Raw genomic sequence first — 15500 nt, forward strand, 5'->3', positions numbered from 1 at the left:
GGGGGGGTGGTGGGTGGTGTGGGGGTTGGCGTGGTTTTGTGTGGGTTTGTTTTTTTTGTTTTTGTGGTTGGGTTTTTGGTGTCTCCCCCCCCCCCCCCCCCCCCCCCCCCCAGGTCGGCGTCCCGCAGCGCCCGCAGCCCGGCGTTACGGCGTGGCGGTCCGCCGCACCTCGCTGCGGCAGGCGTCGATCTGGTAGTCCAGGACGGTGAGGTTGTGTGCGCGGTGAGTCCGACCCGCCCTGCGGCCTCGCTGACAGTCACCGTGCGTTCCATTGACGATTCCACGCGGTCCAGGATCGCAGCCCTACGGCGCTGGCGGCCACCACCGCGACCGCCGGCCACCACCGCGGCTGCCGTCGCCCATGGACCAGCCGAGGTAATTCAACTATCGTTGAGTTCATCAGATGATGAATTTCTTCGGAGGCAGCCATGGACCCCGTCGTCGAGGTCACCGACCTCGTGGTCGACCGCGGCCGACGCCGCGTTCTGCACGGCGTCTCGTGCACCGTCAGCAGCGGCAGCGTCACCGGACTGCTCGGTCCGAGCGGTAGTGGCAAGAGCACGCTGATGCGGGCCGTCGTAGGCGTGCAGACTGTCCGGTCCGGACAGGTCCGGGTGTTCGGCCGACCGGCCGGGGCACCGCAGCTGCGGCGTACCGTCGGATATCTCACCCAGGCGCCGAGCGTCTATGCCGACCTCACGGTCCGGGAGAACGCCCGGTACTTCGCCGCCCTGTACGGCCTGCCGGCGGCCGACGCCGACCAGGCCGTGGCGGACGTCGGGCTCGCCGCAGCCGCCGGACAGTTGGTGGCCGACCTGTCCGGCGGCCAACGCAGTCGCGCCTCGCTGGCCTGCGCGCTGGTCGGCCGCCCGGAACTCGTCGTGCTCGACGAGCCGACCGTCGGCCAGGACCCAGTGCTGCGGGCCGAGCTGTGGGCCCGGTTCCACGCCCTCGCCGCCGCCGGCACCACCCTGCTGGTCTCCAGCCACGTGATGGACGAGGCCGGCCGGTGCGACCGGCTGCTGCTGATCCGCGACGGTCGGTTGATAGCCGACGACACCCCGGCGGCGATCCGCGCCGCCGCCGGCACCGACGACCTGGACGAGGCCTTCCTGCGGCTGATCCGCGACCATCAGACCACCGACCCGAGCCGAGGAGCAGACCGGTGAACCCGAGGATTCTGGCCGTCACGGTCGGCCGCGTGCTGCGCCAGCTGCGCCACGACCGGCGTACCGTCGCGCTGCTGGTCGTCGTACCGGCGCTGCTGTTGACCCTGCTCTACTACATGTACGGCGACCAGCCCGCCACCGGCGGGCAGCCGGCGCTGTTCGACCGGGTCGCGCTGATCATGCTCGGCGTCTTCCCGTTCGTGATCATGTTCCTGGTGACCAGCATCGCGATGCTGCGCGAACGCACCAGCGGCACCCTGGAACGGCTGCTCACCACCCCGCTGGGCCGGCTGGACCTGCTGTTCGGCTACGGCATCGCGTTCGGGCTCGCGGCGGCGGTGCAGGCCACCCTGGCCAGCGCTGTGGCGTACTGGCTGTTCGACCTGTCCACCGCCGGCAGCCCGGCGTTGGTGATCGCGATCGCGGTGCTCGACGCGCTGCTCGGGGTGGCGCTCGGCCTACTGTGCAGCGCCTTCGCCCGCACTGAGTTCCAGGCCGTACAGTTCATGCCGGTGGTGGTGATCCCACAGCTGCTGCTCTGCGGGCTGTTCGTCGCCCGCGACGAGATGGCCGGCTGGCTGGAGGCGATCAGCAACGTCCTGCCGCTGTCCTACGCCGTGTCGGCGTTGACCGAGGTCGGGGCGCATCCGGAGCCGACCGCGACGCTCTGGCGTGACCTGACCGTGGTCGCCGGGGCAGTGGTGGCCGCGTTGGTCCTCGCCGCCGCGACGCTGCGCCGCCGCAGCGGCTGAACCCGACGCGACAGGAAGCGGTACCGATGGCACGACGCACCGGGCGACGACCGGGCAACCCGGACACCCGCGAGGCGATCCTGACCGCCGCCCGGCAGGTCTTCGGCGAACGTGGCTTCGACCAGGCGTCGGTGCGCGCGATCGCCGCGGCGGCCGGTGTCGACCCGGCGCTGGTACACCACTACTTCGGCACCAAGGACAACCTGTTCCTGGCCGCGATGGATGCGCCGGTCGATCCGGGTGAGCTGCTTCCGCAGGCGCTTGCCGGCGGGCCCGACGAGGTCGGCGAACGGCTGGTCCGGCTGGTGCTGGGGGTCTGGGACTCGCCGGCCGGGGTGGCGGCCCTGGCGCTGCTGCGGTCGGCGTTGACCAACGACTGGACCGCCCGGCTGATGCGCGAGTTCGTCACCACCCAGATCATCCGGCGGGTGCTCGGCCAGCTCGACATCGAACCGGCGGAGCTGCCGATCCGGTCCGCTCTGGTCGCCTCGCAGATGGCCGGTCTGCTGGTGGTCCGGTACATCCTGCGGTTGGCACCGCTGTCCACCATGGTGGCCGATGAGGTGGCCGCAGCGGTCGGTCCGACGATCCAGCGCTACCTGACGGGGCCGCTGACCACAGCAGCCGGGGCGGCCGAGACGACGCCGGGCTGAGTCTGCTGCCCCGCGTCAGGCGGCGGCCGGTGGGGCGCAGCGCCGGCAGAGCACCGGGTGCAGCAGGCGGGCGAGTTCGGCGCGATCACGGACCGGGGCCGGGAAGGCCAACCGGGCGCGCGGCCCGTGCGGGCCGAGCGCGACCACGAAACCGTACCGGTCCATCCGGACGACCTGCGGATCCCCGGCCAATGACCGGTGACCGGCGTCGCGCAACTGCCGGCGGATGAACGCGGTCATCTCGGCCCGGTGGTGGTCGGCGAGGTCGGCGAGCAGCTCCGACTCGACGGCGCCGATCGGGTCGGGCTCGGCGGCGGCGTACTCGTCCGGGTCGACGTCGATCGTGACGCCACAGCGTTCCAGCCGGACCTCGGCCACCTCCATCCTGAAGATGGTGGCCCCCCGGCCGATGTCGAGCAGGTCGGGGCAGGCGTGCACGTCGGCGAAGTCCAGTGCGGCCATCCGGGCGGGGGCGCCGTCGAGTGGGCCGACCCAGCCGGACACCCAGACCCGGCCGTGCGTCGGCGAACCGGCCACCGGCGGTACGTCGGCCACCTCCAGCACCACGGCGGTGTCGTCGGTGCCGGCGACGGGTCGCAGCGCGCTGTCGAGCAGATCGGACCCGGCGGCGAGCAGCAGGATCCGCCCCATCGGGTCGGTCGCGTGCCGTACGGCGTGCGGTCCGGGGCGGCAGGCGACGTGCGCCATGCCGGGCAGCCGGCCGGATGCCATCGTCCGGGCGATCTCCGCGGGACTGGGCTGCATGACACGGACCTCCGAGATCAGTTAGGCTCACCTTAGTGAGGGCAGGCTAACCTACTGAACCGGAGACGTCCACGTGAACCACCCACGACCCAAGGCGCGCATCTCCCGCGCCCTCGGCATCCCGCTGACCCGCAAGTGCACCCGGTACTTCGAGCGGCGGCCGTACCCGCCCGGCGTGCACGGCCGCGCCCGCCGCAAGCCCTCCGACTACCAGGTGCGGCTGCTGGAAAAGCAGCGGCTACGGCACCAGTACAACGTCAACGAGACCCAACTGCGGCGCGCGTTCGACGACGCGGTACGCGGCACCGGCAAGACCGGCGAGGCTCTGGTCACGCTGCTGGAGCGACGCCTCGACGCGATCGTGCACCGGGCCGGCCTGGCCCGCACCATCTACCAGGCACGGCAGCTCGTCGCCCACGGCCACTTCACCGTGGACGGTCACAAGGTGGACCGGCCGTCGTACCGGCTGCGCCCGGGTCAGCTGGTCCAGGTCCGGGAACGCAGCCGGACCAAACCGCCGTTCCAGATCGCCGCCGCCGGGGCGCACGCCGGCGACGGGCCGGGGGCGCCGTACCTGTCGGTCAGCCTCACCGAACTGACCGCGACCCTGATTCGCGAGCCCGCCCGCCGCGAGGTGCCGATCATCTGCGACGAGCAGCTGGTCGTCGAGTTCTACTCCCGCTGACCCCAGGGCGCCGTACCTGCCGGCCCGGTGGCCTGCCTGGCGGGTTCGGCGCGGAGCCGGCGGTCACCGGGTCTGCTCCAGCCAGGAGGCGAAGAGCCGACCGTAGACCGACTCCGGATCGGCGAGCAGTTCCTCGTGCGGGCCCCGCTGCACCACCCGGCCACGGTCCATGACGATCACCTCGTCGGCCGCCTGGGCGGTGGACAGCCGGTGCGCGATCGCCACCGTGGTGCGACCCCGGGTGACCGCCTCCAGGGTCCGCTGCAGCCGTACCTCGGTCGCCGGGTCCACCGCGCTGGTCGCCTCGTCGAGCACCAGCAGATCCGGATCCGCCACGTAGGCCCGGACCAGCGCCACCAGTTGCCGCTCACCGACGCTGAGCGCCTCGCCCCGCTCACCCACCGCAGTGTGCACCCCGTCCGGCAGGCCCGTCACCCAGTCGGCCAGCCCCAACTCCGCGAAGGCGGCGGTCAGCTGCCCGTCGGTGAGCTCCGGGCGGGCGAACCGGACGTTCTCGGCGACCGTCGCGTCGAACAGGAAACCGTCCTGCGGAACCATCACCACCCGGGACCGCAGCGACTCGAACCGGACCCGGTCGAGCGGTACGCCGGAAAGCTTGACCTGCCCGGACACCGGGTCCATCAGCCTGGTGAGCAGCTTCGCGAAGGTCGTCTTGCCGCTGCCGGTCTCGCCTACCACCGCCACCCGGGTCTTCGCCGGGATCTCCAAGGCCACCTCGGAGAGCACCGGCGGCCCGCCCGGGTAGGCGAAGCAGACCTGCTCGAACCGCACGTCCAGCGGCCCGCCGGGCAGGTGCACCCCGTCGGCGCCCGGGTCGGCCACATCCGGAGCGACGTCCAGCACGTCGAGCACCCGCCGCCAGCCGGCGATCGCGTTCTGCGCCTCGTTGAGCACCTCGGTGGCGATCTGGACCGGCTGAATGAACAGGGTCACCAGGAACAGGAACGCGGTGAGCTGGCCGACGGTCAGTCCGCCGTCCACCCCCATCCGGACGCCGACCACCACCACCCCGGCCAATGCCAGGCCAGCGGCGATCTCCCCGGTGGAGAAGCTGACCACGCTGGTCCGCAGCGCACGCTGCTGGGCGCGGCGCTGCCCTTCGATCGCCTCGTCCAGCCGACCGGCGGTGCGTCGGGACACGCCGTACGCCCGGATCACCGCCGCACCGACCACGCTCTCCGCGACCGCGGCGAGCAGCGCGCCGGTGCGTTGACGGACCACGCCGTACGCGGCCGCGAGCCGACGCTGGAACGCCCGGATGATCAGCAGCGCGGGAACGAAGGCGGCGAGGACCACCAGGGTCAGCTGCCACGAGTAGACCGCCATCACGGCAGCGGTCACCACCACCTGACCCATGCTGATCAGCAGGATGACCCCGCCCCACTGCAGGAACTGGGTGATCTGGTCGACGTCGCTGGTGACCCTGCTGACCAGCGAACCGCGCCGCTCGGACTGCTGGTGCAGCATGGACAGGTCGTGCACGTGCCGGAACGCACGGGTCCGCACGGCGGCGAGCGCGGTCTCGCTGACCGTGAACAGTCGGCGCACCATGAAGTAGCCGCAGATGGTCGTCACGACCAGCACGGCGGTGGTGGCCGCGACGATCGTGCCCACCACTTCGAGATCGGGGCCGCCCGGCGCGCGCAGGCCGTTGTCGATGGCCTGCTGGACCGCGACCGGGATGGCGGCCCGGCCGATCATCGACACCAACGCCAGCAGCAGGGTGCCGGCCAGCCCGGTCCGCAGCTCCGGGGAGAGCGCCAGCCCGCGACGCATCGTCTGCCAGGTCGACTCGGGTCTGCCTGCCAGCGGGCCGGCGGCCGACCCGCCCGACGGGGCAACGGGGTCGCCTCGACGCTCGCGGTCGGACCGGTCGACGGTGGGCGCACTCACGCGACCACCTCCGCCGCCCGCGCCGGACCACCGCCGGGATCGCCGTCGCCGCTGGCGGTGCCGGTGCCGGACCGGGTCCGCTCCCGCTCCGCTTCCGCCTGCTCATACGCGGTGACCAGGTCGTTGTAGCCGGGGCAGCGGGCCAGCAGCTGCTGATGCGTGCCGTGGTCCACCACCCGGCCCTGGTCGAGGTAGACCACCTCGTCGGCGAGGGCGATGGTGGCCCGCCGGTACGCGACGATCAGGATCGACGTGGCGATCTCGGAGTTGCGCAGCGCGGCCAGGATCGCCGCCTCCACCCGGGGGTCGACGGCGCTGGTCGCGTCGTCGAGCACCAGCAGCCGGGGCTGCCCGGCCAACGCGCGGGCCAGGGTGAGCCGCTGCCGCTGACCGCCGGAGAGTGTGGTGCCGCGCTCACCGACGACGGTGTCCAACCCGTCGTCGAGCGCCGCGACGAACCCGTCCGCCTCGGCCAGCCGCAGCGCCGACCAGGCCACCTCGTCGGTCAGCCCTGGCCGGTCCAGGGTGACGTTCGCCCGGACCGTGTCGTCGAAGGCGAACGGCACCTGGGCGACCAGGGAGACCGTGCGGGCCAGCGAGCCGGCGGTCAGCCAGGGCAGTTCGACGTCGTCCAGCATGACCCGGCCTGCGGTGGGGTCGACCAGCCGGGCGGCCAACGCGGCGATGGTCGATTTACCGGCTCCGGTCGGCCCGACCAGAGCCACGGTCCGCCCGGCGGGCACGGTGAACGAGACGTCGCGCAGCACCGGCGGCAGCGCGGCGTCGGCGCCGGGCACGGTGACCGCGGTCCGGTCGACGGGCTGGTCGGCCGGGGCCGGCGCGGTGGGCTCGCCGACCGGGGGTCGGTAGCTGAACCAGACCCGGTCGAAGACCAGACTCGCCGGGGTGGCGGCGGCGGGCAGTTCGGTGTCGCCGTACGGCATCTCGCCGGTGGCGGTGAGCACGTGCCGCACCCGGTCCCATCCGGCGACGCTGCGCGGCAGCTCGGCCAGCACCCAGCCGATCGCCCGGACCGGGAAGGCCAGCACGGTGAACAGGAACGCGACGCTGACCAGGTCGGCCACGCTCACCGCGCCCTGCCGCAGCCGGGCGGCACCGACCAGCAGTACGGCGAGGGTGCCGAGGCTGGGCAGGGTCTCCAGCAACGGGTCGAACAGCCCGCGCAGCCGGCCGACGGAGATCAGCGCGTCGCGCAGCTCGACCGCCCGGCCGGCGAACCGGGCAGTCTCCTGGGCCTCCCGCCCCATGGTCTTGACCACCAGGGCGCCGTCGAAGCTCTCGTGCGCGATCCCGCTGACCTCAGCCCGCAACTGCTGCGCCCGGACCTGCCGGGGCGCCATCCGGCGGGAGTAGACCACGTTGAGGGCGAACAGCGCCGGGAACACCGCCAGCCCGACCAGTGCGAGCACCCAGTCGGTGGCGAACAGTGCGGCGATCGCCGTGACCAGCATCACCACCGTGCCGACGGCGAACGGCAACGGGGCGACCGGGAACCAGGTCGCCTCGACGTCGGAGTTCGCGTTCGACAGCAGGGTGCCGGTGGGGTGCCGCTGGTGCCAGGACATCGGCAGGTCGAGGTAGCGACGGGTGACCCGGCGGCGGTAGCTGGCCTGCAGGCGGTACTGCATGAAGCCGGCGCCGAGCCGCCGGCCGAAGATGCCCACCACCTTGACCACGCTCACCGCCAGCAGGGCCGCCGCGCCGGCTCCGAGCAGGCCGGTCTCCACCCGCCCGGACTCGATCGACGGGACCACCACCTCTCCCACGATCGCCCCGACCACGTACGCACTGGCGATGGTGAGCAGCCCGAACACGACGCTGCCGCCGACGCCGACGGTGAACAGCCCTGGCTGCTCGCGGATGCCCTGGCCGAGCACCCACAGGCCGCGGAGCAGGACGTCACGGCTTGTTCGATTGGCCACGCTACCCCCGACTGTAAGTCCTGATCATCAAATCTCGTCCTTACCGACCCACAATGCCAGCGGGGTACGACGACTGTGGCCACCGACACAGCACGCCCCCCGGCGCCGGCACCTGGCCCCGTACCGCAACGTCGACTTGCTCGGCACGACGTCCGTCGCGCGCCTAGGATCGGGTCATGGCGCGGTTCGCACAGATGGAACGTCATGCCCTGGCCGACCTGTTCCTTGCCGTTGGTCCGGATGCCCCTACGGTGAACGTCGGGTGGACCACCCGGGATCTCGCCGCGCACCTGATCGTCCGGGAGCAGCGGCCCGACGCGGCAGCGGGCATCTGGCTGCCGCTGCTGCGCGGCTACAGCGAACGGGTCCGGCTCGAACTGGCCGCCCGATCCTTCCCGGACCTGGTACGGATGGTCCGGCAGCCACCGGCGTGGAGTCCGGTGAGCAACCGAATCACCGACGAGGTGGTCAACCTGATGGAGTTCTTCATCCATCACGAGGACGTCCGCCGCGCCCAGCCGGACTGGCAGACCCGGGACCTGCCGCCCGGCGAGCAGGCCGCACTGTGGAAGCGCGTCTCGGCGCTGACCAAGCTGCGGCTGCGCAGGTTCCCCGGCACGGTCACCGTCGTCGCCGACGGCTACGGCGACGTGGCGACCGGGACCGGGACCGGCGGGGACCAGGTGTCGATCAGCGCCCCACCCGGGGAACTGGTGCTCTTCCTGACCGGCCGGCAGCGGGTGGCCCGGGTCCAGATGGACTGCGCCGCCCCGGTCGAAGAACGATTGCGTAACGCCCGCTTCGGCTTCTAGCGATGATCCTCGTCGCGGCCCGCCCGGACCGCGATGATGATCATACCGGCACGCCTTCCCTTCCCTGGGCGGCCGGCTGGAGGCCGTATGCGCGCGTTCGCACCGACGTCCGTGGTCGCCCCACCGTTCCGGCCCCGTGCCAGCCCGTACCGGTCGACGCTCGCCCGGGCATCGGCGAGCTGGGCGGACCGGCACGGGCTGACCGCCGATCCGCAGCGTGTCGCCCGGCTGCACCGCGCCAACGCCGCCGAGCTGGCCGCCCGGGCCGCGCCCGACGCGGACATCGACCGGGTGCAGCTGCTCAGTGACCTGATCACCTGGCTGTTCGCCCTCGACGACCGGTGTGACGAGGACGGGCTCGGCACCGACCCGGGCCGGGTCGCACCGGTGATCAGCCAGTTGATGCGCGCACTCGACGGACCCGGTGCGACGCCACCGACCGACCCGGACGATCCGGCCGAGCGGTCGCCGCTGACGCTGACCCTCGAGGATCTGTGCCACCGGATCCGCCGGCTGGGCCGGCCCGGGGTCCTGCTTCGGTTCACCGCTTCGCTGCACCAGTACCTCTTCGCGCTGCTCTGGGAAGCCGGCAACCGCCAGCAGGGCCGGGTGCCGGCGGTCGCCGAGTACATCCAGATGCGCCGGCACGCCGGCGCGGTACTGCCCAGTTTCGCGCTCACCGACCTCGCCGAAAGCGGACTGCCGCATTCCCGTCACCGGGTTGACCCGAGGCTCGCCAGACTGAACACTGTGGCGGCGGATCTGGTCTGCTGGTGCAACGACCTGTTCTCGTACGGCAAGGAACATGGCCAGGATCCCCACAACCTGGCCACCGTGATCGCCCACGAGACCGGCCACGGTCCGGCGGCGGCTCTGGCCACCGCCGCCGAACGGTTCAACGACGGTCTCGCGCTGTTCCTCCGGCTGCAGGCCGAGGTGCTGACCGACGCGCCGCCGTCGGTGGCCCGCCTGGTCGCGACGCGACGAAACTGGATCCGTGGCACCTACGACTGGTCGGTGAACTCCAGCCGGTACCAGCCCGGGTGACCGCCGTCGCCGACGACGGCCCCGGCATGCCGCACAGGCTGGTCCTACGTGGCGTCTCAGGGGCCGGCTCCACCGGTCTGGGTCTGGACATCGCCCGCCGGGCCGCGCAGGCCAGCGGTGGTCGGCTCGAGCTGGCCGACGGCTCCCCCGGCGCGGTGGTGACGCTGCGGTTCGGGCCGCCCACCGGCGGCTGAGCCAGCCCGGCCCGTTCGGTTCAACCCCGCTTTGTCGACGACGCAGCGTGCCGCTATCCGGCGACGGGCGAACCTTTGGTCGTACCACGACGACAGGAGGTTGGAGATGGCCAGCAGACCGATGATCGTGATGATCGGGCTGGGTGCGGTCGCCGCGCTCGCCGTCGCGGGCACCGCGCTCGGCGCGGCGGCCCAGGACGTGACCGGCGGTGCCGGGTCACCCAGCCCGGCTGTGGTCGCCAGCGAGTCGGGACAGGAAACGACTTCGGTACCGCGTACCGGCACGGACGGCCGGCCGATCTGGGAGGTCGAGGTCGTAGCCGACGGCGTCGAGTGGGACCTGGACATCGATCGGGTGACTGGAGACATCGTCAAGGTCGACCGCGACGACGATGACGACCGCCGGGATCGCTGAGTGGCGGTCCGGGCCGGTCGGCCGGCCGCCGGGACGAGGTGCCGCCCGTCCCGGCGGCCGGACGGATCAGCCGATCGGTGCGGGCAGCAGCGGCGGACGCTGGGTCAGCGTCGGCACCGCAGTCAACGTCGGGCGTGGGGTCAGCGTCGGGCGTGGGGTGAAGGTCGGGCGTGGGGTGAGGGTCGGGATCACGGTCGGATTGACGGTCAGCGTCGGTACCGGAGTGATGATGTTCCGGAACAGCACGTAGAGCAGCAGGTTCGGCGAGCCGGGCCCGGGGTTGACCACCACGTTCGGCGTGGCGAGCCGCAGGATGAAGGCGGTCACCTGCGCCGGGGTGTAGTTCGGGTACGCCTGCAGCACCATGGCGGCCGCGCCGGCCACGTGCGGGGCGGCCATCGAGGTGCCGCTGATCGTGTTGGTAGCGGTCGGGCTGGTGTGCCAGGCCGAGGTGATCTGCGATCCGGGCGCGAACAGGTCCAGGCAGCGTCCCCAGTTGGAGTACGGTGCCCGGTTGTCGTTGCGGTCGGTGGCCCCGACGGTCATCGCGGCGGTCACCCGGGCCGGCGAGAAGTTGCAGGCGTCGGCGTTCGAGTTGCCGGCCGCCACCGCGTAGCTGACGCCGGAGGCGATCGAGGCGGTCACGGCGCTGTCCAGCGTGGCGCTGGCCCCGCCGCCGAGGCTCATGTTCGCCACCGCCGGTCGGCCGGCGGCGTTGGTGGTGACCCAGTTGACGCCGGCGAGGACCCCGGCGACGGTCCCGCTGCCGGAGCAGTTGAGCACCCGGACGGCGACCAGCCGGACCTGCTTGGCCACTCCGAACCTGGTGCCACCGACCGTACCGGCGACGTGGGTGCCGTGCCCGTTGCAGTCCGCCGACGTGCCGCCGAACGCGTCGTACCCGGGGACGGCCCGGGGGCTGAGGTCGGTGTGGTCGAACCGGATGCCGGTGTCGATGATGTACGCGGTGACCGTCGAACCGGTGTTCGGGTAGGTGTAGGAGCGGTCCAGCGGCAGGTAACGCTGGTCGATCCGGTCCAGACCCCAGGACGGCGGGTTGACCTGGGTGCCCGCCAGCGAGACGGTGTGGTTCTGTTCCACGTACGCCACGGACGAGTGCGCCGCCAGGCGACGGGCGGCGGCCTCGGAGAGTTTGATCTCGAAGCCGGTGAAGGCGGTCTCGTACAGCCGGTTGACCACACCACCGTAGGTGCCGGCGAGGGCGGCGGCGCGGGTCGCGATCCGGGCGGTCCGCGTGGTGCGGGAGCCGCTCACCGTGCTGGCCTTCAACGTGACGATGTAGCTGCCCGTCACCGCGGTGGCGCCACCCGCCTGGCGGATCTCGCCGGTGGGTGCGGCCGCGGCCGGCGGGGTGACCGTGATGGTGGCGACGGCCGCCGCCACGACCAGTACCAGGGCCCGCCGGACGTGCGTGCGCAAGGGTGTCATCTCCGTCCTTCCTTCGATCTTTGATCCACAGCGGAGCGCCCACTGCGGACAGATGAACGATCGACGATGCCGATCGGACCGATCGTAGGTCGGAGCTGATTGACAGTTTCCTATATCTCTTCGGTCATACTACTCGCAGTATGCATACGACTACCCTCAGCACTGTCACCATTCGGCGGTAGCAACGGGTGCGACCCCCGGGCGCTGGGGTGCCCGGGGGCCGCGTGCACTGCTCGACTCGTCGGATCGGTCAGCTGATCACCGGATCAGTTGACCACGAAGAGCAGGCGGTTCGGCGAGCCGGAGCCCGCACTGGACACGACGCCGGTGGTGGCGTTGCTGACCAGGTAGCTGGCCACCTGGGACGGGCTGTAGGAGGGGAACCGGCCGAGCACCAGAGCGGCGGCACCCGCCACGTGCGGGGAAGCCATCGAGGTGCCGCTGATGGTGTTGGTCGCGGTGTTGCTGTTGTACCACGGTGCGGTGATCGACGAACCCGGCGCGAAGATGTCCAGGCAGGAGCCGTAGTTGGAGTACGACGCGCGGGCGTCGCTGCTGGTGGTGGCGCCGACGGTGATCGCGCTGGAGACCCGGGCCGGCGAGTAGTTGCAGGCGTTGGCGTTCGAGTTGCCGGCCGCCACCGCGTAGCTGACGCCGGAGGAGATGGAGTTCGCCACCGCGCTGTCCAGCGTGCTGCTGGCCCCGCCGCCGAGGCTCATGTTCGCCACCGCCGGCTTCACCGCGTTGGCGGTGACCCAGTTGACCCCGGCGACGACCCCGGCGATGGTGCCGCCGCCGGAACAGTTGAGCACCCGAACGGCGACCAGCCGGACGCCCTTGGCCACCCCGTACGCGCTGCCGCCGACCGTACCGGCGACGTGGGTGCCGTGTCCGTTGCAGTCCGCCGACGTGCCGCCGAACGCGTCGTAGCCGGCGCGGGCCCGCCCACCGAAGTCGTTGTGCGTGGTGCGGATGCCGGTGTCGATGATGTACGCGGTGACGTTGCTTGCCGTCGTGGGGTAGGTGTAGGCGTTGTTCAGCGGCCGGTTGCGCTGGTCGATGCGGTCCAGACCCCAGGACGGCGGGTTGTTCTGGGTCGCGGCGAGCGACACGGTGTGGTTCTGCTCCACGTACGCCACGGACGAGTGCGCGGCGAGCCGGCGAGCGGCCGACGGCGACAGCCGCGCCTCGAAGCCGTTGACCGCGGCGCCGAAGACACGGTTGACGGCACCGCCGTACTGTGCGGCGAGGCTGTCGGCCCGGTCGGCGACGGCGACCGCGCGGGCCGCGTCATTCCGGGCCGCGACGGCGGCGTCGGTGAACACCACGATGTAGCTGCCCGCGACCGCGGTGGCCCCGCCGGCGAGCTTGATCTCCCCGGCCGGAGCGGCGGCCGCCGGGTTGCCAACCAGCGCGGTGGCGACGGCGGCGGCGCAGCCGGCCAGCAGCAGCCGGCGGCCGGTGGTACGAAGAACGGTCATCCCTGTTCCTTCCTGGATGCGGACACCCGCGTCGGCTTGTGGCCGTCTCGGTCGCGGGCGGGCGATCGGGATATCGATCGATGGGATCGTATGCAGGAGCGTAGGCAGGTTTATATATCGATATCCCTATACCGCCGACGCATGGTTTGCGGTGCCCGGCGCCGGCCCGGGCCGCCGACCCCGAAGCCGGGCACCGCCGCCGGACACCGCCGGGCACGGGCGAACCAGCCCTTGACGAGGAACGGCACCGCGAGACCTGGCCGGGTTTGCCGCGCTGGGCGACGCTTGGGGCTAGCCGAAAGCCGACCCTGGCACTACTGTTCGGTAACACAGAATTTACGTGACGGCGCTCACTATCACATATGCGGAGGCGACGGACCCGATGGCTCTCGACGTCCCATACCGGTCGATTCCCGACATGTTTCTGCAGCGGGTGGCTGCCACGCCGGACCGGAACGCGATCGCCGGACCGGCCCCCGGCGACTCCGGCCTGACCTGGATGACCTGGGCCGAGGTCGCCGGCCGGACCAGGGCGATCGCCGCCGGCCTGTACGGGCTGGGCGTCGGCAACGAGGACCGGGTGGCCATCCTGGCCAACACCCGGATCGAATGGGTGCTGGCCGATCTGGGCATCATGTGCGCCGCCGGCGCGACGACCACCGTCTACCCCACCACCGAGCCGGCCGACGCGGCGTTCATCGTCGGCGACTCCGGCTCGAAGATCCTGATCGCTGAGAACCGCGCCCAGGCCGACAAGATGGTTGGCGCGGACCTGCCCGCGCTGACCCACGTGGTGCTCATCGACGGAGCAGCCGACCCCGCCTCGACGGTCCCCCAGCTCACCCTGGCCGAGCTGGAGGAACGCGGCGCCCAGGCACTCGCCGAGGAACCCGGCCTGATCGAACGGATCGCCACCACCATCGAGCCGGAGCACCTGGCCACCCTGATCTACACCTCCGGCACCACCGGGCGGCCCAAGGGCGTCGAGCTGCTGCACCGGGGCTGGTGCTGGGAGGCTGTCGCCCAGTCCCAGCTGGGCATCATGAACCCCGACGACCTGCAGTACCTCTGGCTGCCGCTGTCGCACTCGTTCGGCAAGACCCTGCTATGCAGCATCATCCACGTCGGACTTCCGACCTACGTGGACGGCCGGGTGGACAAACTGGTCGACATGTTGTCGGTGGTCCGGCCCACGCTGATGTGCGCCGCCCCGCGGATCTTCGAAAAGGTCTACAACAAGGCGGTCACCACAGCACAGGAGGCCGGCGGCGCCAAGGCCCGGATCTTCGACTGGGCGGTCGGCGTCGGTCGCCAGCGGGTCGCCCGGCAACAGGCCGGCCGGCCGGTGTCGGGTGGGCTGAAGCTCAAGTTCGCGATCGCCGAGAAGCTGGTCTTCAGCAAGCTCCAGGCCCGCCTCGGCGGGCACATCAACGCGCTGGTCTCCGGTTCGGCGCCGCTAAGCCCGGACATCGCCGAGTTCTTCGCCGCCGCCAACCTGCCGATCTGCGAGGGCTACGGGCTGACCGAGGCGAGCGCGGCCAACTTCGTCAACCGGCCGGTCCAGATCAAGATCGGCACCGTCGGGCAGGCGCTGGGCGACCTGGAGTGCCGCATCGACGAGGACGGCGAGGTGCTGCTGCGCGGCGCACCGGTGATGCGTGGCTACCACAACCTGCCGGCGGAGACCGCCGAGGCGTTCACCGCCGACGGGTTCTTCCGCACCGGCGACATCGGCAACCTCGACGACGAGGGCTTCCTGACCATCACCGACCGCAAGAAGGACCTGGTCAAGACGTCCGGTGGCAAGTACGTGGCACCGTCGCACATCGAGGGCCTGTTCAAGGCGGTCTGTCCGTACACCTCGCAGGCGGTGGTGATCGGCCAGGCCCGCAACTACTGCACCATGCTGGTTACCCTGGACCCGGACGCCATCACCGGATGGGCCGCCGACGGACCGCTGGCCGGCCGACTGTACGCCGAGATCGTCGCCTCGCCCGAGGTGCACACTCTGGTGGCGGGCTACGTCGCCGAACTCAACGCCAAGCTCAACCGGTGGGAGACAATCAAGAAGTTCGCTATCCTCAGTCGGGATCTGACCATCGAGGACGGCGAGATGACGCCGTCGCTCAAGATCAAACGCCGGATCGTGGAGAACAACTTCGCCGCCGAGATCGACCGGATGTACGCCGGTCAGCTCGCCGAGATCTGACCGTGGGGTCGG

The 15500-nt window shown here is 71.5% G+C and carries 15 protein-coding genes; 10 read left to right on the forward strand and 5 right to left on the reverse strand.

The genetic code is table 11. The features are described from left to right. The 4 genes from ACXAHD_RS19560 to ACXAHD_RS19575 form a co-directional block, all read left to right on the forward strand. Positions 1-196 (forward strand): hypothetical protein (locus ACXAHD_RS19560; protein ID WP_475052294.1); only part of this gene is annotated, 196 nt, incomplete at its 5' end. 232 nt (positions 197-428) lie between these two features. Further along, positions 429-1169, forward strand: a complete 741-nt coding sequence (locus ACXAHD_RS19565) for an ABC transporter ATP-binding protein (RefSeq protein WP_281550562.1) — start codon at positions 429-431, stop codon at positions 1167-1169. Continuing rightward, a complete protein-coding gene (locus ACXAHD_RS19570; RefSeq protein ID WP_281550563.1) occupies positions 1166-1921 on the forward strand; it encodes an ABC transporter permease in 756 nt (251 codons plus the stop codon). Before ACXAHD_RS19565 ends, ACXAHD_RS19570 begins: the two co-directional genes overlap by 4 nt. 26 nt (positions 1922-1947) lie before the next feature. Then, positions 1948-2574, forward strand: a complete 627-nt coding sequence (locus tag ACXAHD_RS19575) for a TetR/AcrR family transcriptional regulator (RefSeq protein ID WP_281550564.1) — start codon at positions 1948-1950, stop codon at positions 2572-2574. Positions 2575-2589: 15 nt separating this feature from the next. Here ACXAHD_RS19575 and ACXAHD_RS19580 read toward each other — a convergent pair whose 3' ends face one another. Beyond that, positions 2590-3339 (reverse strand): DUF2470 domain-containing protein, encoded by a 750-nt coding sequence (locus tag ACXAHD_RS19580; RefSeq protein ID WP_281550565.1) that lies wholly within the window; start codon positions 3337-3339, stop codon positions 2590-2592. 73 nt (positions 3340-3412) lie between these two features. Here ACXAHD_RS19580 and rpsD point away from each other — a divergent pair, with 73 nt between their 5' ends. Further along, positions 3413-4024, forward strand: coding sequence for a 30S ribosomal protein S4 (gene rpsD, locus ACXAHD_RS19585; RefSeq protein WP_281550566.1), 612 nt, complete (start codon positions 3413-3415; stop codon positions 4022-4024). A gap of 63 nt (positions 4025-4087) precedes the next feature. Here rpsD and ACXAHD_RS19590 read toward each other — a convergent pair whose 3' ends face one another. Both ACXAHD_RS19590 and ACXAHD_RS19595 read right to left on the reverse strand, forming a co-directional pair. Next, a complete protein-coding gene (locus ACXAHD_RS19590) occupies positions 4088-5821 on the reverse strand; it encodes an ABC transporter ATP-binding protein (protein ID WP_281555625.1) in 1734 nt (577 codons plus the stop codon). A gap of 113 nt (positions 5822-5934) precedes the next feature. Continuing rightward, complete coding sequence (locus tag ACXAHD_RS19595; RefSeq protein ID WP_281550567.1) at positions 5935-7881, reverse strand: ABC transporter ATP-binding protein; 1947 nt, start codon at positions 7879-7881, stop codon at positions 5935-5937. A gap of 176 nt (positions 7882-8057) precedes the next feature. Here ACXAHD_RS19595 and ACXAHD_RS19600 point away from each other — a divergent pair, with 176 nt between their 5' ends. From ACXAHD_RS19600 to ACXAHD_RS19615, 4 genes are all read left to right on the forward strand, one after another. Beyond that, positions 8058-8693, forward strand: a complete 636-nt coding sequence (locus ACXAHD_RS19600; protein ID WP_475052300.1) for a TIGR03085 family metal-binding protein — start codon at positions 8058-8060, stop codon at positions 8691-8693. A gap of 87 nt (positions 8694-8780) precedes the next feature. Beyond that, positions 8781-9740, forward strand: a complete 960-nt coding sequence (locus tag ACXAHD_RS19605) for a terpene synthase family protein (protein WP_281550569.1) — start codon at positions 8781-8783, stop codon at positions 9738-9740. Further along, positions 9737-9934, forward strand: coding sequence for an ATP-binding protein (locus ACXAHD_RS19610; RefSeq protein WP_475052302.1), 198 nt, complete (start codon positions 9737-9739; stop codon positions 9932-9934). Before ACXAHD_RS19605 ends, ACXAHD_RS19610 begins: the two co-directional genes overlap by 4 nt. Positions 9935-10040: 106 nt before the next feature. Further along, complete coding sequence (locus ACXAHD_RS19615; RefSeq protein ID WP_289213166.1) at positions 10041-10349, forward strand: PepSY domain-containing protein; 309 nt, start codon at positions 10041-10043, stop codon at positions 10347-10349. Between the two features lie 66 nt (positions 10350-10415). On the opposite strand, the gene ACXAHD_RS19620 is transcribed toward ACXAHD_RS19615, so the two are convergent. Next, on the reverse strand, positions 10416-11798 hold the full coding sequence (locus ACXAHD_RS19620; RefSeq protein WP_475052305.1) for a S8 family peptidase: 1383 nt from the start codon (positions 11796-11798) through the stop codon (positions 10416-10418). Positions 11799-12064: 266 nt separating this feature from the next. After that, complete coding sequence (locus tag ACXAHD_RS19625; RefSeq protein ID WP_289213167.1) at positions 12065-13279, reverse strand: S8 family peptidase; 1215 nt, start codon at positions 13277-13279, stop codon at positions 12065-12067. 382 nt (positions 13280-13661) lie between these two features. Between ACXAHD_RS19625 and ACXAHD_RS19630 the strand changes: the two genes are divergently transcribed. Beyond that, a complete protein-coding gene (locus tag ACXAHD_RS19630; protein WP_475052307.1) occupies positions 13662-15488 on the forward strand; it encodes an AMP-dependent synthetase/ligase in 1827 nt (608 codons plus the stop codon). The last annotated feature ends 12 nt before the right edge of the window (positions 15489-15500 follow it).

It is taken from the genome of Micromonospora sp. ABR4_055 (genome assembly GCF_056160425.1).

Coding starts and splice junctions, on each gene's coding strand:
- ACXAHD_RS19565 (WP_281550562.1), top strand. CDS start 429: ATGGACCCCGTCGTCGAGGTCACCGACCTCGTGGTCGACCGCGGCCGA.
- ACXAHD_RS19575 (WP_281550564.1), top strand. CDS start 1,948: ATGGCACGACGCACCGGGCGACGACCGGGCAACCCGGACACCCGCGAG.
- ACXAHD_RS19580 (WP_281550565.1), bottom strand. CDS start 3,339: ATGCAGCCCAGTCCCGCGGAGATCGCCCGGACGATGGCATCCGGCCGG.
- ACXAHD_RS19590 (WP_281555625.1), bottom strand. CDS start 5,821: ATGCGTCGCGGGCTGGCGCTCTCCCCGGAGCTGCGGACCGGGCTGGCC.
- ACXAHD_RS19600 (WP_475052300.1), top strand. CDS start 8,058: ATGGCGCGGTTCGCACAGATGGAACGTCATGCCCTGGCCGACCTGTTC.
- ACXAHD_RS19605 (WP_281550569.1), top strand. CDS start 8,781: ATGCGCGCGTTCGCACCGACGTCCGTGGTCGCCCCACCGTTCCGGCCC.
- ACXAHD_RS19615 (WP_289213166.1), top strand. CDS start 10,041: ATGGCCAGCAGACCGATGATCGTGATGATCGGGCTGGGTGCGGTCGCC.
- ACXAHD_RS19620 (WP_475052305.1), bottom strand. CDS start 11,798: ATGACACCCTTGCGCACGCACGTCCGGCGGGCCCTGGTACTGGTCGTG.
- ACXAHD_RS19625 (WP_289213167.1), bottom strand. CDS start 13,279: ATGACCGTTCTTCGTACCACCGGCCGCCGGCTGCTGCTGGCCGGCTGC.
- ACXAHD_RS19630 (WP_475052307.1), top strand. CDS start 13,662: ATGGCTCTCGACGTCCCATACCGGTCGATTCCCGACATGTTTCTGCAG.